This is a genomic window from Brevundimonas sp. SPF441, from assembly GCF_009661015.1.
In the GTDB taxonomy this organism is placed as follows: domain Bacteria; phylum Pseudomonadota; class Alphaproteobacteria; order Caulobacterales; family Caulobacteraceae; genus Brevundimonas; species Brevundimonas vesicularis.
In genome coordinates this window covers 47,174-63,924 of sequence record NZ_WJWX01000011.1, presented here as the reverse complement: position 1 = coordinate 63,924, position 16,751 = coordinate 47,174, and the positions used below count along the sequence as shown (strand labels likewise).

Annotated in this window: 31 protein-coding genes; 11 read left to right on the top strand and 20 right to left on the bottom strand. The window is 66.8% G+C overall.

Annotated features, from left to right (window positions below):
- Positions 1–197: 197 nt before the first annotated feature.
- The 11 genes from GGC30_RS08470 to GGC30_RS08425 form a co-directional block, all read right to left on the bottom strand.
- A complete protein-coding gene (locus GGC30_RS08470; RefSeq protein WP_153923462.1) occupies positions 198–512 on the bottom strand; it encodes a hypothetical protein in 315 nt (104 codons plus the stop codon).
- Positions 509–1,081 (bottom strand): hypothetical protein, encoded by a 573-nt coding sequence (locus GGC30_RS08465; RefSeq protein WP_153923461.1) that lies wholly within the window; start codon positions 1,079–1,081, stop codon positions 509–511. Before GGC30_RS08465 ends, GGC30_RS08470 begins: the two co-directional genes overlap by 4 nt.
- Before the next feature lie 219 nt (positions 1,082–1,300).
- On the bottom strand, positions 1,301–1,597 hold the full coding sequence (locus tag GGC30_RS08460) for a hypothetical protein (RefSeq protein WP_153923460.1): 297 nt from the start codon (positions 1,595–1,597) through the stop codon (positions 1,301–1,303).
- Positions 1,598–1,675: 78 nt separating this feature from the next.
- The gene (locus GGC30_RS08455; RefSeq protein ID WP_194943560.1) at positions 1,676–2,227 is read right to left on the bottom strand and encodes a recombinase family protein; all 552 of its coding nucleotides are present in this window, start codon (positions 2,225–2,227) and stop codon (positions 1,676–1,678) included.
- Between the two features lie 101 nt (positions 2,228–2,328).
- On the bottom strand, positions 2,329–2,817 hold the full coding sequence (locus GGC30_RS08450; protein WP_194943559.1) for a hypothetical protein: 489 nt from the start codon (positions 2,815–2,817) through the stop codon (positions 2,329–2,331).
- 181 nt (positions 2,818–2,998) lie between these two features.
- Positions 2,999–3,271 carry a hypothetical protein gene (locus GGC30_RS08445; protein WP_153923457.1) on the bottom strand — a complete coding sequence of 91 codons (273 nt, stop codon included), beginning with the start codon at positions 3,269–3,271 and terminating at the stop codon, positions 2,999–3,001.
- Positions 3,272–3,369: 98 nt separating this feature from the next.
- A complete protein-coding gene (locus GGC30_RS08440; RefSeq protein ID WP_153923456.1) occupies positions 3,370–4,170 on the bottom strand; it encodes a hypothetical protein in 801 nt (266 codons plus the stop codon).
- Positions 4,171–4,622: 452 nt separating this feature from the next.
- Positions 4,623–4,757 (bottom strand): hypothetical protein, encoded by a 135-nt coding sequence (locus GGC30_RS16625; protein ID WP_255488867.1) that lies wholly within the window; start codon positions 4,755–4,757, stop codon positions 4,623–4,625.
- Complete coding sequence (locus GGC30_RS08435) at positions 4,754–5,110, bottom strand: hypothetical protein (protein ID WP_153923455.1); 357 nt, start codon at positions 5,108–5,110, stop codon at positions 4,754–4,756. Before GGC30_RS08435 ends, GGC30_RS16625 begins: the two co-directional genes overlap by 4 nt.
- 82 nt (positions 5,111–5,192) lie before the next feature.
- Positions 5,193–5,432 carry a hypothetical protein gene (locus GGC30_RS08430; protein ID WP_153923454.1) on the bottom strand — a complete coding sequence of 80 codons (240 nt, stop codon included), beginning with the start codon at positions 5,430–5,432 and terminating at the stop codon, positions 5,193–5,195.
- Between the two features lie 73 nt (positions 5,433–5,505).
- On the bottom strand, positions 5,506–5,883 hold the full coding sequence (locus tag GGC30_RS08425; protein ID WP_153923453.1) for a single-stranded DNA-binding protein: 378 nt from the start codon (positions 5,881–5,883) through the stop codon (positions 5,506–5,508).
- A gap of 857 nt (positions 5,884–6,740) precedes the next feature.
- Between GGC30_RS08425 and GGC30_RS08420 the strand changes: the two genes are divergently transcribed.
- Together GGC30_RS08420 and GGC30_RS08415 are read left to right on the top strand one after the other, a co-directional pair.
- Entirely contained in the window at positions 6,741–6,950 is a 210-nt protein-coding gene (locus tag GGC30_RS08420) for a hypothetical protein (protein WP_153923452.1), read from the top strand.
- 174 nt (positions 6,951–7,124) lie between these two features.
- Positions 7,125–7,508, top strand: a complete 384-nt coding sequence (locus GGC30_RS08415) for a helix-turn-helix transcriptional regulator (protein ID WP_153923451.1) — start codon at positions 7,125–7,127, stop codon at positions 7,506–7,508.
- Here the strand turns inward: GGC30_RS08415 and GGC30_RS08410 are convergent.
- Positions 7,505–7,894: a hypothetical protein gene (locus GGC30_RS08410; RefSeq protein WP_153923450.1), complete on the bottom strand. Its 390-nt coding sequence runs from the start codon at positions 7,892–7,894 to the stop codon at positions 7,505–7,507. The two genes, GGC30_RS08415 and GGC30_RS08410, sit on opposite strands and share 4 nt — an antisense overlap.
- Positions 7,895–7,955: 61 nt before the next feature.
- Here GGC30_RS08410 and GGC30_RS08405 point away from each other — a divergent pair, with 61 nt between their 5' ends.
- Together GGC30_RS08405 and GGC30_RS08400 are read left to right on the top strand one after the other, a co-directional pair.
- Positions 7,956–8,186 (top strand): hypothetical protein, encoded by a 231-nt coding sequence (locus GGC30_RS08405; RefSeq protein ID WP_153923449.1) that lies wholly within the window; start codon positions 7,956–7,958, stop codon positions 8,184–8,186.
- Between the two features lie 3 nt (positions 8,187–8,189).
- Positions 8,190–8,615 (top strand): hypothetical protein, encoded by a 426-nt coding sequence (locus tag GGC30_RS08400; RefSeq protein WP_153923448.1) that lies wholly within the window; start codon positions 8,190–8,192, stop codon positions 8,613–8,615.
- On the opposite strand, the gene GGC30_RS08395 is transcribed toward GGC30_RS08400, so the two are convergent.
- From GGC30_RS08395 to GGC30_RS08385, 3 genes are all read right to left on the bottom strand, one after another.
- Positions 8,612–8,830, bottom strand: coding sequence for a hypothetical protein (locus GGC30_RS08395; protein WP_153923447.1), 219 nt, complete (start codon positions 8,828–8,830; stop codon positions 8,612–8,614). The genes GGC30_RS08400 and GGC30_RS08395 overlap by 4 nt on opposite strands.
- A 64-nt stretch (positions 8,831–8,894) precedes the next feature.
- Complete coding sequence (locus tag GGC30_RS08390; RefSeq protein WP_153923446.1) at positions 8,895–9,197, bottom strand: hypothetical protein; 303 nt, start codon at positions 9,195–9,197, stop codon at positions 8,895–8,897.
- 312 nt (positions 9,198–9,509) lie between these two features.
- Positions 9,510–9,737 (bottom strand): hypothetical protein, encoded by a 228-nt coding sequence (locus GGC30_RS08385; RefSeq protein ID WP_153923445.1) that lies wholly within the window; start codon positions 9,735–9,737, stop codon positions 9,510–9,512.
- A 256-nt stretch (positions 9,738–9,993) separates the two neighbouring features.
- Between GGC30_RS08385 and GGC30_RS08380 the strand changes: the two genes are divergently transcribed.
- The 3 genes from GGC30_RS08380 to GGC30_RS08370 are packed head-to-tail and all read left to right on the top strand — an operon-like array spanning position 9,994 to position 11,562.
- The gene (locus GGC30_RS08380; RefSeq protein ID WP_153923444.1) at positions 9,994–10,725 is read left to right on the top strand and encodes a restriction endonuclease; all 732 of its coding nucleotides are present in this window, start codon (positions 9,994–9,996) and stop codon (positions 10,723–10,725) included.
- Complete coding sequence (locus tag GGC30_RS08375; RefSeq protein ID WP_153923443.1) at positions 10,722–10,937, top strand: hypothetical protein; 216 nt, start codon at positions 10,722–10,724, stop codon at positions 10,935–10,937. Before GGC30_RS08380 ends, GGC30_RS08375 begins: the two co-directional genes overlap by 4 nt.
- On the top strand, positions 10,927–11,562 hold the full coding sequence (locus GGC30_RS08370; protein WP_153923442.1) for a hypothetical protein: 636 nt from the start codon (positions 10,927–10,929) through the stop codon (positions 11,560–11,562). Before GGC30_RS08375 ends, GGC30_RS08370 begins: the two co-directional genes overlap by 11 nt.
- A gap of 25 nt (positions 11,563–11,587) precedes the next feature.
- On the opposite strand, the gene GGC30_RS08365 is transcribed toward GGC30_RS08370, so the two are convergent.
- On the bottom strand, positions 11,588–12,523 hold the full coding sequence (locus tag GGC30_RS08365) for an ArdC family protein (RefSeq protein WP_153923441.1): 936 nt from the start codon (positions 12,521–12,523) through the stop codon (positions 11,588–11,590).
- Between the two features lie 227 nt (positions 12,524–12,750).
- Between GGC30_RS08365 and GGC30_RS08360 the strand changes: the two genes are divergently transcribed.
- The 4 genes from GGC30_RS08360 to GGC30_RS08345 are packed head-to-tail and all read left to right on the top strand — an operon-like array spanning position 12,751 to position 14,802.
- Positions 12,751–13,179 (top strand): hypothetical protein, encoded by a 429-nt coding sequence (locus tag GGC30_RS08360; protein ID WP_153923440.1) that lies wholly within the window; start codon positions 12,751–12,753, stop codon positions 13,177–13,179.
- Positions 13,176–13,769 (top strand): hypothetical protein, encoded by a 594-nt coding sequence (locus tag GGC30_RS08355; protein WP_153923439.1) that lies wholly within the window; start codon positions 13,176–13,178, stop codon positions 13,767–13,769. Before GGC30_RS08360 ends, GGC30_RS08355 begins: the two co-directional genes overlap by 4 nt.
- Positions 13,769–14,224 (top strand): hypothetical protein, encoded by a 456-nt coding sequence (locus tag GGC30_RS08350; RefSeq protein ID WP_194943558.1) that lies wholly within the window; start codon positions 13,769–13,771, stop codon positions 14,222–14,224. Before GGC30_RS08355 ends, GGC30_RS08350 begins: the two co-directional genes overlap by 1 nt.
- Positions 14,224–14,802, top strand: a complete 579-nt coding sequence (locus GGC30_RS08345; RefSeq protein WP_153923437.1) for a thermonuclease family protein — start codon at positions 14,224–14,226, stop codon at positions 14,800–14,802. Before GGC30_RS08350 ends, GGC30_RS08345 begins: the two co-directional genes overlap by 1 nt.
- Positions 14,803–14,804: 2 nt before the next feature.
- On the opposite strand, the gene GGC30_RS08340 is transcribed toward GGC30_RS08345, so the two are convergent.
- Genes GGC30_RS08340 through GGC30_RS08325 form a run of 4 tightly spaced genes read right to left on the bottom strand, consistent with a single transcriptional unit; the run spans position 14,805 to position 16,480 of the window.
- On the bottom strand, positions 14,805–15,083 hold the full coding sequence (locus GGC30_RS08340; protein WP_153923436.1) for a hypothetical protein: 279 nt from the start codon (positions 15,081–15,083) through the stop codon (positions 14,805–14,807).
- 25 nt (positions 15,084–15,108) lie between these two features.
- Positions 15,109–15,324 carry a hypothetical protein gene (locus tag GGC30_RS08335; RefSeq protein ID WP_153923435.1) on the bottom strand — a complete coding sequence of 72 codons (216 nt, stop codon included), beginning with the start codon at positions 15,322–15,324 and terminating at the stop codon, positions 15,109–15,111.
- The gene (locus GGC30_RS08330) at positions 15,321–15,719 is read right to left on the bottom strand and encodes a hypothetical protein (RefSeq protein ID WP_153923434.1); all 399 of its coding nucleotides are present in this window, start codon (positions 15,717–15,719) and stop codon (positions 15,321–15,323) included. Before GGC30_RS08330 ends, GGC30_RS08335 begins: the two co-directional genes overlap by 4 nt.
- Positions 15,716–16,480, bottom strand: coding sequence for a division plane positioning ATPase MipZ (locus tag GGC30_RS08325; protein WP_153923433.1), 765 nt, complete (start codon positions 16,478–16,480; stop codon positions 15,716–15,718). The genes GGC30_RS08330 and GGC30_RS08325 overlap by 4 nt, the downstream gene beginning before the upstream one ends.
- Positions 16,481–16,751: the final 271 nt, after the last annotated feature.

Below are 16,751 nucleotides of genomic sequence, written 5' to 3'. Positions count from 1 at the left end.
GTCGTCGCGACCCATAGGGAGCGACGCGCGCAGCGAGGCCGTCGCCGGCAGCACCTGTCGGACGTGACCAGGCGCAAGCGACCGCGAGGCCGAAGGCCAGCTGGTCGCCAAGCCCGGGAACGCCCCCTGACTTCACGGTAGGCAGGCCGATGCGGCGAGCGGAGCGAACCGCCCGCCGTAAGGCGCGGCCGTCGCCGTCACCCGGATGGGTGAAGGTCCAGGATCGCGTCTGCCTCATCCCGGGCGAGGACGTAGCCACAGTCCGCCGGGATCTCGCTCTCGTCCTGGTAGATGTGCGTCAACAGGGCTTCATCGACGAGGTCGCGCAGGGTGCGAAGCACCGTGAGACCGTCGGCGCTGAGCTCGGCGGCGGAGGCCGAGGCGCGCAGCGCCCGGGCCTCGATGATGAGATAGGACAGCGTGTCCACGGCGTCGGCGCCGGACATATGGCCGTCAAGCTCTTCGCCGGTCTTCATGCCGGCGATGCGATCGAGGAAGGTGATGAGGCTCATTGGGTGATCTCCTGGGTCAGGGCGCAATGCAGCTCGACAGACAGACCGGACAGGCCCGAAAGGGTGTCCGCGACAGCCTTGGCCTGGTCGAGGTCGGCATTGGGAAGGTCGGTGATGGCGAGCGCTTCACCGTCAGCGTTGATGCCGTACACGGTGTAGAATTCGGTGCTGGCGCGGTCCTGGCCGCCGTCGACGACACCGTCGTCGTCGGGGTCCATGCGACAGCCGCCGATCTGCAGCACAGTGAACTCTCGCCAGTGCGGCTCGGCGCCGTCAGTGCAGCAGTTGAACAAGACAGCCGGATCGACCGGGACGGGGTCGGCGACGGCCGAGGGTTCCTCGGGAAGCAGGCCGTTCTCGATCGCCATGCGCGCGAGCGCGCCGGCGATCACGCGCGCGCCGTCCTCGAGGGCCGCGCTTTGGCAGGGCAGGAAATCGCCGGACGTCCAGCTCATGGCGTCAGCCAGGACGGAGGCCATGGCTTCAACGCCGGCGGATGCAGCCTTATCGAGGAGATCAGACGAGACGGAGGCCAAGGCGGCCTGGTCGTGCAAGTCAGCGAGATTCATGAAGGTCTCCAGCTTCCAGCCGGGGGATCCAGCTGGCCCGCGGGCTTGCCGCGATCACGCCCCTTGCCTGTCGGGGGTAAGGAGGACCTGCACCCGGAGGGCCGCAACGAAGTGGAGGACGGCGGAGCCGTTGCGGGGACGATGTCCCCGACCTCTTTGGGCGTGATTGATCGCGGCGGCCGCGCCTGGACCCGTGCGATGCTGGAATGAGCGGTTTCGCTATTCGCGAACGGGCCATTCAGCCCGGAGAGGAAAGGCGGTGTAGACCTCGGGCGGTTGGGCCCAGAAGGTCACCCGGCCCTCGCAACCGACCCGCCGGCAGTGCGGGTGTCGGTTCCACAGGACGCCCTCCCCGCCGAGGAGGAAGGCCATGACGCGAAGATCGACGCCCATGTTGAGGTGGCAGCGGTTGCACACGACGGTGACCCGCCAGCGTTTGGTCCGCATCGAGTCGACTGTGCCGCAGACAGCGCGCCAGTCCTCACGGGTGTAGCGGTCTGGGTTCTTGCGTCCCACGGTCCTGACGTCGCTGGCCTAAGCGCCCCTGCCAGCGGACGGTCTAGAGGACTCGACAGCGCGAACGCAAGCGTTTGTTCACGTCCCGTTCTCATTCCGGCCAAGGCGACGGTAGACGGTGGCCCGGCCAACGCCGAGCCGATCGGCGGCTTGTTCGACGGTGATGGTTCCCGTCGCGAGCAAGGGTGACACCTCTGCCCATGCCGCGTCGGTGATTGCGTGCTTGGGACCGGGCGGACGCGGAGCGTCGAGGATCTCGCGCTCTGCGCGGCGATCCTCTGCAGCCCGGGCCTCGTGGGCGAGCATCATGGCGGCGAAACGGAAGAACGCCCCGCCGTCATGCCGGGTGTCGATACCGTCATCGAGCGCGACCAGGTGCAGGCTCGTTTCCTGCAGCCTGACGGCCAGATCGAAGATCTGCCGATGGTCCCGCCCGAAGCGGTCCAGTGCGGTGACGTAGAGAACGCCGCCGGGCGAAAGCGCCGCTATCGCGCGGTCCAGCGCTGGCCGAAGGACCGTGGCCCCGCCGCGAAGGTCCTCATGGACCTCGCGGACGCCGGCGGCGACCAGCCGCTCGCGCTGGGCGATAAGAGCGGGGCCGCGGCGAAGCGCGCGGGCATAGCCGATCATGGGTGACTCCGTCTCAAGTCTCAGATTGGACATGGCGCAACCTGAGACAAGACAGACCCGCGCGACTAGCGCCGGTCCGCAGGATGCGGAACAGCGCCCGCCTAGTGAAGGCGACGACCGGGCTGCGCCCGGTTGAGGATGCCGAGCTGGTGGCGGGCGCGGGCGACGGCGACATCTTGCTGGTGGATGATCGCATGAAGCACGATCGCCTCATCCAGTAGCGCGAGGGCCTCGGTCATGTCGGCCGTCTCTTCGACCGCCTGCGCTGCGCGGCCGAGAAGATAGGCGGCGCGGGCAAGTTTGCCCGCAATGCCGCCGGCGCCGCGATCGCGCAGATGCTTGGTGAGGAAGGCGCAACGGTCGCTGGCCAGCTTCCGGGCCCGATCATCGAGGGCGAGCGACAGGCCTACGGCCTGGCTCATGGCCGAGCGGAAGCGAATGTCGTTCTGCAGCTTGCGATCGACGGTGTTGGCGACAGGATCGCAACCGCAGGCCTGGGCGACCGACATGATGGAACAGGCGACGAAGCCAATGGCCTCGTCAGGGGACATCGAGGCCACAAGGGCGCTTTGCGCCGAGGTGGCGAACAACCCGGGCAGGGTAGCCTGTGCTGCAGACATGGGAGGCTCCTTTTGAAGCCGCGTCGCTGGCGGCCGGAGCCTGGCGGTAGTGGGCTCACGAAGGCGGCAAGGGCTTCAGAGCGAAGCGTCCCTTGCCGCCGAGTGTGGGCGCCCACGAACGATGGGCCGGGCCGACAGATGCCGAATCCGATCAGTCTGCTGCGGAACCTGCCGTGCGAGCGGCCAGCGCCGTCCGTCCCGTCTCGGTCAGGGCGAAGTCCGGGTAGTCCGGACGATGCGGCACGGGGATCTCCGCAAGATAACCCTCATCGGCTAGGCGATGGAGGTGGCGCAGGGCCGCCTTGGTGGCCTCGCGCCCTTCAGGGCTGGCCGAAGGGCTGATGCGACAGCGGCCGTCGGCCGCCGCATCCGCGTTGGCCAGCACGCCGTAGTCGTCTGCGGTGAGGGTATGGGTCGGGGACATGAAGGGGCTCGCGATGTATGGCCCCCTCAGATCGCAACAGGGCTGCAGCTGGACAAGGGGACGACGAAGCGGGTCGCGCCCCCCGCGACCCGCCCGGGCTAGAAGCCGAAGGCGAACTGCCCGGTCGGCTCCTGGTATTGGGCCGGAGAGGCCGCTTCGCCGGCCTCGGCCCAGGGGAAAGCCGCGAGGAAGTCGCGATCACGGTATTGGGGGCCGATGAACTCCCGGCCCTTCTTCTCGGTCAGGATCTGGCTGATCCAGATTCGGGCGGCCTCATCCATGGTCGTCTCGTAAATCGGCCGGCAGCCGCACAGGGACCGATAACCCGTGTTGGAGATGAATGGACCGGTGGCGGACACGGCGCGGAATTCGACCTGCAGGGACGAAGGACCGCCCCGGGCGATGACGATCGCCCTGATGCCGGCATGATCGACCAGGAACTCTCCGGACTGGCCCCACAGGGGGACAGCACCCGGCGCGGCGGCAAGGCGTGCCCGCAGGCGGGGTGAAACCGCCTCGTTGCCTGCCTCGCAGGCGAAGAAGGCGCCGCCGTTCAGTTTCCAGACAACCGCATCGTAGCGAATGCTGGCGGCCATCATGGCGGCCTCGTCGCCTATGACGACGGCCGCGTGGAAGGCCTCGAACGCTTCGCGCGCCACAGTGTCCAATCCGGCCTGGTCGGCCGGGAGATCGGGCGCCATGCGCAACACGGCGGCATCGCGGAGATCGATGTACGAAGGCTCCCGCGAGCGACCCCGCTGCGCGGGGACGTCGTCGATGTCGTCATCGTCCCCTGTGAAATCGGTATGATCGTCGAAATTCTCATCGAGCGCAGCGGTCGCGTCATCGAAGATGACGGCGGGGTCTGGCTGAATGGTTTCGATGGAAACGGCAGTCATGGGATCCTCCAGTGAAGACCGCCCGGGCTGGGCGGTGATGGAGCAATCCGAACGTGAGGTGCCGGCCCGTCACCGAAGCGCCGCCTTCGGCGGCGCGAGGGGAACGGCTTTAGCCGTTGACGGGATAACCGGCGGAGCCCTCACGGTAGGATGGGACAGAACCGCGCGCCCCCTCCCCTTACAGAGACCCCAACGGCGGAAAGCAGGAGAACGCCGTCAGGATCTCTGGAGCGGTCGACGTCGGGGGGAAGTGAGACGACCGCTCTATGCCCGCGAGCGGGCATAGAGCGACCTTAGACGGCAAGGACCGCGTCCAGCTAGGCCGAGCGCACAGAAAGCGACCGCGCTTCGCGCGGACGGCTTTCGCAGGCGGCGAGAGCCAGCGCTGAGCGGATAAAACGAAAAAGGCCCCGCCGGGGAACGGCGGGGCCTCGAATGGCGGTGCGAGAAATCTACTCGGCCGGGATGGTCGGCTGCGTGGCCGAGGCCTGAAGACCGGCGACAAAGCCAGCAACAAGCGGCTTCACGAACCAGGCGATGACCGCGCCAGCGGCGAGGCCGACACCGAAGAGACCAACTTCAATCATGGACGATCCTCCTTCTGGGGCGTCTGTGGATTGGGAATATAGCCCAAAAGAGCATGGGCCGCCACGATCAGCAACATAACGCCGATGCCGCTTGAGATGATCCACGCTGGCGTGACCACGAAGGCCGCGTTCAGCTGGGGCGTGACGAACACCGCCACGGCCAGCGTGAGAGCCGCCGTCTGGCAACCGTTGGCGCCGAGTTTCAGGCGCTCCTCGGTGACCTTGGGATGGTCCGGACGGAAGACGCCGGACGCCAAGGCCAGCCCGCGGCCGATCAGTCGGCCTCCTCGCTGTCCGAAGGTGAACAGGTGGTCCCGCAGTCGGGACAGTCGTCGTCGCAGGCGCATGACCATTCGTCGCTCCATTCCGTGCCGCACGGGCACTCATACGTGTTTCTGAACCAGGGACCAGTGTCCCCCTCGGGCCGCCGGCTGCTCACGGCAGACGCTCCAGCGGCACGATCCACTTCACGCCCGGCAGCTCGACGGCGAACCCGAGAGCGGGGATCGAGTCCATCGCGTCATAGGCCTCGTCGAAGCTGTCGAACGGACCGTAGAAGCGGGTCTCGATGTTGAGCCGGCCGTGGGGCCGGTGCATCACCGCGAAGGGTCCCGGATGGTCCGGCCGGGGCTGGACCTCGTCCCAGGGTGGGGTGCTTTGGATGCTATCGAACATGTGAGCCTCCAGGCTGCTGTGGTTTCGCAAACCAAAAGGCCCCCCGGTTTCCCGGGGGGCCGCTGCTGGCGGATCAGCCTTGCGAGCCGGGCTCGTCTTCGGCTTGTTCGGTCGGCTTCTTGTCCAGGAAGAGGACCTGGTGCTTCGGGCCGCTCAGGTTGATCTTGGCGCGGACCTGCTTGACGCCGTCCTTCTCGTACTCGTCGTAGCGCAGCTGGCCGATGATGTGGACCAGCGAACCCTTGCGCAGGCACTTCTCGATCGCGTTGACCTTGCCTTTGCCAAAGACCTCGACGGTGTGCCAGGTGGTGCGCTCCTTGCGCTCGCCGGCATCGTTCTTCCAGGTCTCGGTCGTGGCCAGCCGGATGTTGCACACGCGGTCGCCGCTGTTCAGGGTGCGGAACTCCGGGTCGTTGCCCAGGCGGCCGATCAGTTCAACTTGGTTCAGCATCGTCGTTTTCCTTTTTCTCACCGGCCGGGATTTCCCGACCGGCTCGCGGGCACTGCCGCGATCACGAGACCGTCAGCGACGGGGATAAGGGGACGTCCGAAGGCCGAGACTGGTGGAAACCGGCCTGCACAAGCGCAGCGCGGAAGGCCGAGGCGCGCAGCGCCGTGAGGGTCCGCCAGGCTCGCCCCGCGCAGCGGGGTTGCCTTCGGTAAGAACCCGACCCGTCGTAGGTTAAGAGTGATCCATTGCGGCTACCCGCCCAGCCGGGGGAACCCATCCTTCAGGTGAGCGGAAAACGCGCTGAAGTCTGTTGGACAGGCCGCCCTTGGTCCATCAACGTCCCGATGCTTCCACAATGACGCGCCCCCGAACGCGCCCAACTCCGACGCCCCCAAGACGCCCGGGGACGGGCCCAGAGCCAGACGCCCACCCCCTCCCCGCCTCGGCCTTCAGCAAAGGCATTCGAAGCGACGAAGCCGTCGAAGAGGACAGCGATCCATCGTCGTCACCATGAGCCTATGCCCTGTACGAAGGGCGTCCGACGGGGTCTGTGCTGGTCAATGAGTGGCTGGCCCAGAGATCGGTGATGGGCATCCGCCCCTGAACGGCGAGGACGCGGCCCCGCCGGTTCCCGGTCCGTTCGCTGCGCTCTCTACCCGGATCGAGTGGCCGCTAGTCGCGGCCACAGGCCCCACGCGCGTCGATTACGCATCGTGTCACGGCACCCTGCCCGTCAACGGCTTCGCCGTTCCCCTCCGCGCCGGCAAGAGCCGTCGCTCCGGTGACTGGCCGGGGCCCACCGTGCCCCGAAGGCTTCATCGTCGCCCGTTGGGGGCGGCTTCAATGGAGGCTTCGCCATGCAAACCGTTTCGATCCAAACCGCCAACCGTCACCAGGTCATCGTCGAACAGATGATCGATCATGCGCAGCAACTGGCCGCAGGCTGGGAGAAGCTGAGCCGGAAACAGAAGCTGCAGGCGTGGGCGGACTGGACCGCCACTCCTCCGAGCGAGCGGGTGTTCCACCAGTTCCACCGGGTGCTGTCGGCCATCGAGAGCGTCCACTAAGGGAGGGGGGTTCGCCCCCCTTTTGCGCAGGGGCCGTCCGTCCGAAGCCCGGGCGGTCTCTGCGGAAGGGCCGGGGCGGAGGGAGTGGGTTCGTCGATCCGCGCCCTCCCCCGTGACAGTGAACCTGTGAGCGAATATGCCAGTGGGGGTTGTGGTAATCCGTTGGAGATTGAGATGAGCGGCAAGGTGGAAGACGAAGGTCCGGACCCCGTGGATGTGCATGTCGGGCTGGCGGTGAAGGCGTATCGGCTCCGCGCCGGGATGAACCAGCAGTCCCTGGGCAAGGCGGTGAAGGTGACCTTCCAGCAGATTCAGAAATACGAGAAAGGCGCGAACAGGATTTCGGCCTCGATGCTGCACCGGATCGCGGGCGTCCTGGACTTCCATCCGGGGGATGTCTTCCCGGTGCACGGTGTAGAGGCGGCAAGCCCCCAGGCGGGCTTCGGCGCCATCAAGGGAAGCCACGAGCTGGCGGAGAGCTTCTCGCGTATGCCGGCGCCGAACCGGGCGTTGCTGCTGAAGGTCGCGAGAGAATTCGAGCGGCCGGACGCGGCCTAGCCGCCATAGGTCTCGCAGATCGTCCGTAGGCGATCGCGTTGCGCCGGGTCGAGGTCGCGCCGGACTGCGCGGCAGGCCCGGCGGAGTCGTCTCCGGCGGCGAGCGAGGCCTTCGCCGCCGCATGTGGTGCCGAGATAGTGGCGGACCTCCTCCCATCCCGTGACGAAGTCATGCGGGAAGCCTTCGGGGATGATCCAGGCCCCGTCGACCGTGCGCCCGTGCGTCACCGTGGGCGACGCCCGCAAGGCGGGCTTTGCCGCGGCGAGCATGAGGCGGCATAGTTCCTCGTGAACAGGCGCTTCTGCAGCACGGCGGGCGCGCCAGCGCAGCGCCGCCCAGCCAGAGGCGGCGATCCCGATACCTGAAGCGGCTATCACGACAAACACGCGGCTCTCCCCCGCCACTGTGAGTTGAACATAAGCCGAGCGGTGTTACTGGAATCGCAACGTGCGCGAGAAGGGCGAAACAAGCGTGGGTAATGAGATGCCGGAATGGTGGATGCCGATGGATCCGGACAAGATCGAACACGTGCGTTCGCTGCTGAGCCCAGCCGCGTTCGTGGAGCGACCGTTCACCTTCGGGATCATCATCCGGCCGACCAATGAGAAGGAGCGGATCGTGCTCGAGATGATGGGCGAGGACCTGGTGCGGGTGTCAGCGGACGTAAGGGGGCGATAGACGATGCGGCAGCGATCGGCGGACGCCCACCTGGTGCCGGTGTTTCTGGAAAATGCGCAGGGCTTCCTGCGCGCCGGCTCCGAAGGGCCTGAGCCGGAGGCGTGGGCCCCGCGCGCGCAGATGCTGTGCTGCGCCATCGAGCTGGCGCTGAAGGCCGCCCTGATTGCAAACGGCTGGACGGACGATCAGAACCGGCGCGAGATCAGGCATGACCTGATGCGTGGTCTGAAGGCGGCGACCGGCGCGGGGCTGAAGGTGCGAAACGACCGGACGCAGGCCGTCGTCGCGGCCCTAAGTCCCCGCTATGCGAGGCACGAACTGGACGACATGGCGAAGGATGCCGGTAGGCCGTCGCTCGTTGACTGCGCGGCCGTCGCCCGCGATCTGCTGGACGACTGCAGGGCGTTCGCGGACGTGGTCGAGGCCTAAGACCTGGTCCGGACCAGAACGGCGGCGGGCATAGCCCGGCGCCGGTCGATGGCGATCCCGGCGGTCATCAGCGCCAGCATGAGGCCGCCGGCGACGATCGCCAGCGGAAGGCCGGAATGAATGACCGGCGTAAAGGCGATCAGGAGGGAGGCGATAAGGCCGATCGCCATGGCGGCGAAGGTCATCGGAAAGAGGGGCGAGGTCATGCGCGTCATGAAGGGCTCCGTTTCAGGATGGTCACACGCGGCCACCGGTCGTGTCCAGCGGCCGCGCGCGTGGTCACCAGTCAAAGACCGGTAGAGCGGCGCCTTCGGGGAGGTGCGGAGCGTCTCGGTCGAACATGACGTAGTCGAAGCCCCAAGCGCGGGCGAACTCGATGACGGCCCAGAGGTCGTTGTGGGTCTCGTCGTCGCGTTCCTGGTGAACGTAGACGATGAAACCGAACTCGGTCGGGCCGGTGTTCGCCCAGCTGATTGCCTTGGCGGTGGCGGCGTCACAGGTCTCCTGGGAGATGTGAGCCGTTGAGACGTCGAGCATCCGGCGGGTGTTGTTGTCGAGGGATTTGGGGTCGAAGTCGGACATGGGGCCTCCAGACAGCACCGGGATCAGTGCGTGACCGAACGCGTAGCGGGTAGGGTCTGAGCCGCACCCGGAGGGCCGGAACGGAGTGGAGGACTGCGCAGCGGTTGGCGGCGACCGGGCCCGGGCCGCTAGCGATCTGGGGTCCGCACCTTCCGGTCTCGAGGAGCAGGGCCGAGGGACAGGCGGTGTCCTGTTCACGACATAGGAACGGAACGAACCGTGAAAGTGGCCCGGTTTACAAACCGAGCCGTGGTTGACAGATCGCAGTTTGGTTGACGAACTCGGCGAAATGCCCAGACGGACGGCGGAGTCCTAGCGCTTGGTATCGTACCGCACGAAGGGCTTTCTGCGTTCCTGGGCGCGTACCAGAAAGCCGTAGGTCGAAGGTCCGACAAGCAAGAGCAAGAGCGCGGCCACCGATACGGGCATAAGGCCGAAGAGCTTCACCGCGAAAACGGCGATGGCGCACATCGCGAATGCGAAAAGCGGCACGGCCAAAGCGACCGTTACGATCTTCAGAGGGGTCGGAAGTCGTTCCAATGTGCTCTCCTTTGGTCTCGGGGAGACTGCACACGGGGTGTAACGCTGTCCAGCATCCCGCGTCAGGGATCGTCACCCGGACGGGACGAAACTCGCCCCTTGGCGAGGTTCGGTGAGGAGCGCAGCGACGAGTAGAGCCCGCCCCCGCCTCGGCGGGGAGACGCCCGAATTTAACCCTCGCCGTTAAAGACTTCGCCGGAAAATCGTGGCAAAACAGTCGGGCTGTCAGTCCGATCCCTGCATCCCCAACCCCAGGATGCAGGACATGAGTGAAAACGCGGCTCTCGAAGCCACTAAAAACATCGACATCGCCGGTGCCCTTTGGACCGCGATGCAACCCGCCCTGCCCTATCTGGCGGGGTTTTTCCTGTTCGCGATCTTCATCGGTTTCTTGCAACGACCGAAACAGACGAAGGCGCAAAAACAGCACGCCTACAACGAGCGCCGTTCCTGGGACGACCTGAAGCTCATCCGCTCGATGGCGCCGCTGGAAAACCCGGGGCGCGTCTTCGGCTACCTGCGCAAGGTGTGCCCCTACCGGTTCGAGGACATGATCCTCTCGGAGTTGGCCCGGCGCGGCATCAACATCATCCGGGGAACCTCCTACTCCGGGGACGGCGGAATCGACGGCCAGTTCACGCTGAACGGCGAACGCTGGCTCATCCAGGCCAAGCGTTACAAGGCCTACATCAAGGAAGATCACGTCTGGGCCTTCGACGCCGTCTGCCAAAGGCGCAAGGCGCGAGGGCTGTTCGTCCATACGGGACGGACGCCCGAGCGACTGCGCCAGATGCAACGCCAGTGCGGCGACGTCCGGATCATCAGCGGCGAGGAGCTGCTGAAGTTCTTCGCCGGGCATAGCGTCAGTCTGACCCTCGCGCCGGCGTCGCCGGTCTCGCCCGTCGAAGCCGGAAAACCTCAAATCGCGCGCGCCTCTGTCCCCCCTCCCTCCAAGGGGCGCGCAGCGATCGAAGGGGCGGTGCTGTGAGCGCCGCCCCGAGATCGCCCGCGCAGCTGGCCGCCGAGCGCGGCCATGACTGTCGCGGAGACTTCTTCTCGACGGGTGTGGATCTAGATCTCGCCCATGCTGCAGACGCCGATCTGGACGGGACGTTCGAGGCGACGTGCATGGACACCGGCGAGGTCCTGCAGGTGAACGGCTGGCTCTTCGTGAGAGAGGAGCAAGTCAGTGGGCGTTGAGGACAGAGAGTGGTTCCGGGAGGCCCGGGCCGAGCGTTTGCGGAAGGCGTTCGGCGATGCGACCCCGCGTCAGATGCGTCATAAAGGGCGACGCCGGGTGATCGATAGGCAAATCCTCGCGGGCGTTGCGATTCTGCTCTCGGCTGGAGCAACTCTCGCGCTCGGCGCCAAGAATTGGTGGCGCACGATCGACTTCGGGTTGGCCGATGTGCCGGCGGTCGTCGAGCTAGGGCCACAGGAGGCCTTCCCGACGAGTGGTACGGTCAATCTTCACGAGCCGAACGACTATTCCGCGGGCCACGAGCCCTTCGTGGTGCGAGGCGCCGGCGGCGAGACCCGCGCAGTCGTTAGGGTTCGGCGATGGGAAGACGGAAGTCCTGTCGCGACCGGTTTTGTCGCTGGAGATGGGCATACCGAAATACTGTTAAGGCCAGGTCGATACCGCGTGAGCGTCGCCTATGGCCGCAACTGGCGCGGCCTGGCGGAACTGTTCGGCCGAGAGACACTGGTGGAGGAGATCGTCGAGCCCATCGATGTCGTGTCGGGTATGGGGCAGACGCTCTCCTTGCGGAAAACGCCGACAGGAAACACGCCGACGGAGGGCCGCCGGCGTGCCGCCTTTTGAACACGAAGAGGGTAGGGAAAGGCCGTCACGCGGCCTCTGCGAGATCCTCCGTGACAGGGGCGACCGCGCGTCCAGCGATGGCCAGAAGGTAATCGGTTGCGGCCTGGGCCTGGGACGCGGCGCGAAGAATGGCGCGGCTGTCGGTGCGCAGGACCTTCAGCCAGTGGTCGAGGTAGGCCGCATGGTTCTCGATGTGGTCGGGCCGCAAGCCGAGGTGGGCGCCGAGGAAGGCGCTTCCAAGCTCAGCCACCAGCTCCTCGCGGGCGTAAGCGGGATCGCCGAATTTGGAGCCGAACGTGCGGTCTTGCCGGTGCTTGGCGCCGGTCCAGTGGATCAGCTCATGCGCGGCCGTGGCGTAGGCCTGCTCGATGTCGCGGAACAGGTGGCGTTCGGGGAGGCGGATGTGGTCCGGGCCCGGGGCGTAGTAGGCCTGATCGCCGGACCAGCTGATCTGGGCGCCGGTTGCGGCGAGGAACTCTTCGACCGAGGCGATGCGGGCCTGTTCGGCGGCCGCATCGGGTTCCTGGGCGGGGACCGGTGTGGGGTAGAACTCGGCGTCAAGGCCGTCGATCTGTTCGACGTTGAAGACGGGATAGCCCTTCAGGAAACGGAAGCTGCGGGCGTCTGCGTCGCCGGCGGACGGATCGGGTTCTCCCTTGGCCTGGGACTGGCCGTAATAGACGACGAGGGTGGACTTCTCGCCCGCGCGGACCTGCCCGCCGAGGGCGGCGGCCTGGCGGTAGGTCATCCATCGGGAGCCGGAGTAGCCCTCCGTGGCTCCGCGAAGCCAGAGCATGACGACATTGATGCCCTGATAGGGCTCGCCGTTGGCGCGCAACGGCAGTGCGACGGATCCGCCGGCCTTGGACGCCCACGGCTTGGTCCAGGGCCGAACGCCCTGTTCCAGCTGCTCGATGATGCTGGCGGTGATCCGGTCGGCGGGACTCTTGCGATCCTTCATTTGGAAGCCTCCTCGCGCGCGGGGCCGATCCCCGGGCGACCCGAAACCAATCGGGCGGGCTCCGAGCGGGGGACGCATCCGCAGGACCGCAGCGCAGCGGAGGACGGCGAAGCCGTTGCGGCCGCCGCGGCCCGCCCTTCGATTTTCGGGGAGCGCTGCCCGGGGCCGGCTCGCGGCCGGGGCGAAACAGATCTGATCACACAGGAGAGACCGACTTGGAGAACCCAATGATCTTCGATGATGAGGAGCTGGGGCTCTGCCAGCCCTGGTATGACAAGCTTTCGGGGCTAATCGTCGAGCCGACGCACGTCGTGACGGGAGACGACATCGCCAAGGCCATCCGGCTGGGCCATGCGTTCATCATGGAGTTTGTCCGGAGGGCGTCGTTCCACGGGATGACCCCGGAACATCTGCTGCGCTTGCCGTCGGCGCTGGGTGCGTCGGACGGCGGTCTTGTGTTCGCCTGGCGTGAAGGGACTACGGTTCTGGGGTTCCTGCAGGCGGGCGTCATCGCGCGCGGGCCCCTGGGTCACAGGGTGGTGCATCTGCTCGAGGCGGATGGCTCGATCCGCGAGATCCTCGGCCGCGCGAAACAAGAAGCGCTCGATGCGTTCGACCTGGAACGGGAAGCGGTTCACCGGAGCGTGGCCGCATGACCGGCTATCTGATCGATGCGGCCTATGTCTGGCTGGAGAATGAACGGCCCCACTGCAGGACGATGCGGGACCTGCGTCTGCCGTGTGGGGGCAAGGTAGACCTCGCGGTGATCGAGGATGGCCGGATCTGCGGGATCTTCTTCTGGAACGCGGCCTCCGATCGGAGCGCCCTGGTCCATCTGGTGACGGCCGCCAAGGCGTATCTGGCGGAAATCTGGGTTCTCTCGACGCCGGCGGCCGTGGGTGAGCTGCGAGGCTGCCTGCCCCTTCATGTGGGCTTCCGGGTGGCGAAGCCCGGTATTGTGCCGGCGCTGGCGATGCCGGCGACGATCGGCAAGCCGGGCGTGTCCGATCTGCTCAGCCTTCTGCACATCTACGAACTGCGGCAACTGGCGGCGACCCTCGACGTCTCGCCGTCGACGACAGCGGTCGGCGCGGCCGGCCAGCTGGCGTTCGGCAAGCTCAGGTTCATGGAGATGATCTGCGAGGTTCTCCTCGAGCGCGGACCCATGCCGCTTCCGACGAAGCTCGAGATACTCCGCGCCTCGCGCCCGAGATCCGTCGCTTTGCCCCCGGTGTGGGGCGGCTGATGTTCGGAAAGAGACAGCTGCAGGCCGAAGGCGATGCCGGGCCCTGGGGAAGCCGCTCAGGGCGCGATCACCTGGGTTGGCGGCGGATCATTCCGCCGAGGGTCAGGGCGGGCCTGGTGGGCCAGTCAGGGGCCATTCAGCGCCTTTCCCGATTCCTGTTGCGGGTGGCGCTGATCTCTGGCGCAGCGGTGATCGTCCCCCCGCTCCTGGGCGCCTCCACGGTCCTGACGCTGGCGTGCCTGTCGTTTTTTTCCGCCGGCGTGTTGGGCTACCTCAGCTGGATCCACGACGCCATTGAAGGGCGCCAGCGCAGCGCGGCGTCCAAGCGCCGCAAGCGCATCGTCTGGTTCGCGGCCGCGACATGGATGGTGGGGGTCCTGCTGACCGCCCTCGTCGTCCTTCCAACGCCTGAAGCCCGCTCCCCTGCCCTGCCTGAAATCACCGAGACCCGATAATGCGCAATCTCCCCGTCGTCTTCTGGGCCGCCACGATCGCGGTCGGCTTCTCCATCGCCCTGGCCAGCGCCGCGGCCGCTACGGAAAGGCGCGCGACCTATGTCGGCCGGGCCCGCGTCGTCGACGGCGACACCTTGGCGATCGGCAATGATCGGCTACGGCTGTGGGGCGTGGACGCGCCCGAGATCCGGCAACAGTGCCTGCGCAATGGCCAGGCGTTCCTGTGCGGAGAGCATGTCGCCGAGGCGCTCCGGACCTACATCGGGCGCGACCAGGTGCGTTGCGACTACCGCGACTGGAACCCGGCCCGGGCGCTGAACCATGAGGACCGGGCCGTCGTGCGCTGCACGGTGCGGGGCGTGGATCTGGCGGACTGGCTGACGTCCAGAGGGCTGGCCGTTCCCTTCTTCGTGGGAAACTACCGCAGCAGCGCCATGCGGGCCTGTGAGGCGCGTCTGGGCCTCTGGGCGGGCTCCTTCGCCCGCCCGAGCGCCTATCGCCGGCAGGGCGACTTCACGAGCGACGTCATGGGCGTGGAAACGCGGCGGCCCTGCGGCCGGTCTCTCAACCGACTTTAGGGCTATCCGGCATGTGGGGTTGATGCGCGGGTCATTAGCAGCGCCGTGCCCTTGGACGTGAGCTTCCAACCAGCGCCTCCACGGGGGCCAGGACAGTTCTCAACAAGCCCACTGGCTTCGTAATCCCACATCCGCGCAAATGCGGCTTCCGTCGCGGAGGCGCGATTTACGAGAGGGCTACGGGCGCAAAGATTGTTCGCGACCTTGGCCGCCGATAACCGGCTGTCCAGGTCGTCGCCAAAGAGATTGTGCAGTTCGGCAGCGATGCGCCGCTTGTCCATCACTACCTCCGACCGGGACAGCCGGTTATGCCGGCCGAGACTGGACCGGTTCACCCTCGCGGTTGAGCCGGTCGATGATGGCCTGAAGGCCGCGCGTGTCCATTCGGGCGTAGCGTCCGCCGTCAGTAGCGATTTCCTGAAGCTGTTCGTCGGTGAAACCGCCCGGAAACTGCCAGGCCGCGAGGGCGGCCAGAACCTCAGACAGTTCGTGGTCGTTGAGCTGGTGAAGGCGGTCCCTCACTGCTCAGGCCCTTCGAGCGCGTCCAAGGCGGCCTTCAGCACTTCCCACGCCCTGACGCCCCGTTCGTGCTCGATCTTCTTGAACCGCACGATAAGGCTCGCCGGGGCCATCATGTTCAGCTGGGCGCGAGGTTCGTCGGGGACATCGGGCCGGCCTATCAGATCGCTGATCTTGACCTTTCCGGGAGGGTTGGCCCTCCCCTGCCCCGCGCGGCGCGGCGATGCAGGTTTGCCGCGCGACTGAAACCCGGCCGCGTCGGCGACTTCCCGGGCGGCCTCGGCCGCAGGCCTGTCGATCGGCGCCCCTGGCGAGCGCGTGAAATCCGACAGATCGAGGCCCTTGCGCTCCTCGCCGATCGCCTCGAATCCGAATGCGTCGCTGGACTTGGTCATCATGCGGCTTTCTGTGCGGCGGGCTGGCGGAGGATTTCGATGATTTCTTCCGCGAAGGCGGCGGCATTGCTGCGCGCCTGCGGCAGACCGCCCACCTGGTCGGGGGTCAACTCGCTCAGCAGGGCATCGTGTTTGAACATGCCCCGGAAAGCAGGCCGGTCGGCCAGGGAGACGTCCATCAACGGCAAGGCGTTCTCCAGGAGCGACTTGCGGATGTCCCGTTCGTCGCGGGTCATGACGGCGCCGGGGTTCGCCCGGGTGATGACGATCCGGTGCGGGATGGCTTTGCTGGAGATCCGTTCCGTCTGATTGATCTGCCGGATGGTGCGAGCGACCTGATTGGCGTCCAACGTCGTGGGCGCGAACGGCACAAGAACCAGATGGGCTTGGGAGATGACCTGGGCGAGCCATTGGTTCGGGCTCCCCTCCGGATCGGCAATGACGAAGGTTCCCCAGCCCTGCGCGGCCTGAAGCCAGTCAAGGACGGCCTCGTCATCATTGTCCGTGGTGATGACCAGCAGCTTGCTGTCGCCGGCTGCTTCGCGGATCGCGACGGCGGCGTCGGCCGCGCTGCCCACTCGAGTCTTTGGTCCGTCGATAACCGGCGCGCCCCGGCGTTCGGCCCAGCGCGCCAGCGGACGGTTCGGATCGCCTTCCAGGAGCGCCACGTGGGCTCCTGCGGCGAGAAGCTCCGAGGTCAGGGTCAAAGCGGCCGTGGTCTTTCCACTGCCGCCCTTGGTGTTGGCGAAGATGATGTTCGGCATGAGGCTCCCTCCCGAGCGTCCGGTGAGCACGGACGCGCCGTGGCATCCGGAGACCCTACACCACACGGCCCCCACGGACAAGACGGACACCACGGACGCGACGGACGCGACGGACGCGACGGAAGTCACGGAGGTGACGGATAACCCGGAGGGCACGGACGGCCCGGAGGGCACGGCAAACAACGGAGAACACGGACCACACGGCGGGCGACGGATGGCACGGACAACCCCGGAGGCCACGGACCAGTCTAGACAGGTCTAGAGTGGTCTA

Bases quoted from the DNA above. Each gene is read 5' to 3' on its own strand.
- GGC30_RS08470 (WP_153923462.1), bottom strand. From the start codon at position 512: ATGAGCCTCATCACCTTCCTCGATCGCATCGCCGGCATGAAGACCGGC.
- GGC30_RS08465 (WP_153923461.1), bottom strand. From the start codon at position 1,081: ATGAATCTCGCTGACTTGCACGACCAGGCCGCCTTGGCCTCCGTCTCG.
- GGC30_RS08455 (WP_194943560.1), bottom strand. From the start codon at position 2,227: ATGATCGGCTATGCCCGCGCGCTTCGCCGCGGCCCCGCTCTTATCGCC.
- GGC30_RS08445 (WP_153923457.1), bottom strand. From the start codon at position 3,271: ATGTCCCCGACCCATACCCTCACCGCAGACGACTACGGCGTGCTGGCC.
- GGC30_RS08440 (WP_153923456.1), bottom strand. From the start codon at position 4,170: ATGACTGCCGTTTCCATCGAAACCATTCAGCCAGACCCCGCCGTCATC.
- GGC30_RS16625 (WP_255488867.1), bottom strand. From the start codon at position 4,757: ATGATTGAAGTTGGTCTCTTCGGTGTCGGCCTCGCCGCTGGCGCGGTC.
- GGC30_RS08435 (WP_153923455.1), bottom strand. From the start codon at position 5,110: ATGGTCATGCGCCTGCGACGACGACTGTCCCGACTGCGGGACCACCTG.
- GGC30_RS08430 (WP_153923454.1), bottom strand. From the start codon at position 5,432: ATGTTCGATAGCATCCAAAGCACCCCACCCTGGGACGAGGTCCAGCCC.
- GGC30_RS08425 (WP_153923453.1), bottom strand. From the start codon at position 5,883: ATGCTGAACCAAGTTGAACTGATCGGCCGCCTGGGCAACGACCCGGAG.
- GGC30_RS08420 (WP_153923452.1), top strand. From the start codon at position 6,741: ATGCAAACCGTTTCGATCCAAACCGCCAACCGTCACCAGGTCATCGTC.
- GGC30_RS08415 (WP_153923451.1), top strand. From the start codon at position 7,125: ATGAGCGGCAAGGTGGAAGACGAAGGTCCGGACCCCGTGGATGTGCAT.
- GGC30_RS08400 (WP_153923448.1), top strand. From the start codon at position 8,190: ATGCGGCAGCGATCGGCGGACGCCCACCTGGTGCCGGTGTTTCTGGAA.
- GGC30_RS08395 (WP_153923447.1), bottom strand. From the start codon at position 8,830: ATGACGCGCATGACCTCGCCCCTCTTTCCGATGACCTTCGCCGCCATG.
- GGC30_RS08390 (WP_153923446.1), bottom strand. From the start codon at position 9,197: ATGTCCGACTTCGACCCCAAATCCCTCGACAACAACACCCGCCGGATG.
- GGC30_RS08380 (WP_153923444.1), top strand. From the start codon at position 9,994: ATGCAGGACATGAGTGAAAACGCGGCTCTCGAAGCCACTAAAAACATC.
- GGC30_RS08365 (WP_153923441.1), bottom strand. From the start codon at position 12,523: ATGAAGGATCGCAAGAGTCCCGCCGACCGGATCACCGCCAGCATCATC.
- GGC30_RS08360 (WP_153923440.1), top strand. From the start codon at position 12,751: ATGATCTTCGATGATGAGGAGCTGGGGCTCTGCCAGCCCTGGTATGAC.
- GGC30_RS08355 (WP_153923439.1), top strand. From the start codon at position 13,176: ATGACCGGCTATCTGATCGATGCGGCCTATGTCTGGCTGGAGAATGAA.
- GGC30_RS08350 (WP_194943558.1), top strand. From the start codon at position 13,769: ATGTTCGGAAAGAGACAGCTGCAGGCCGAAGGCGATGCCGGGCCCTGG.
- GGC30_RS08345 (WP_153923437.1), top strand. From the start codon at position 14,224: ATGCGCAATCTCCCCGTCGTCTTCTGGGCCGCCACGATCGCGGTCGGC.
- GGC30_RS08340 (WP_153923436.1), bottom strand. From the start codon at position 15,083: ATGGACAAGCGGCGCATCGCTGCCGAACTGCACAATCTCTTTGGCGAC.
- GGC30_RS08330 (WP_153923434.1), bottom strand. From the start codon at position 15,719: ATGATGACCAAGTCCAGCGACGCATTCGGATTCGAGGCGATCGGCGAG.
- GGC30_RS08325 (WP_153923433.1), bottom strand. From the start codon at position 16,480: ATGCCGAACATCATCTTCGCCAACACCAAGGGCGGCAGTGGAAAGACC.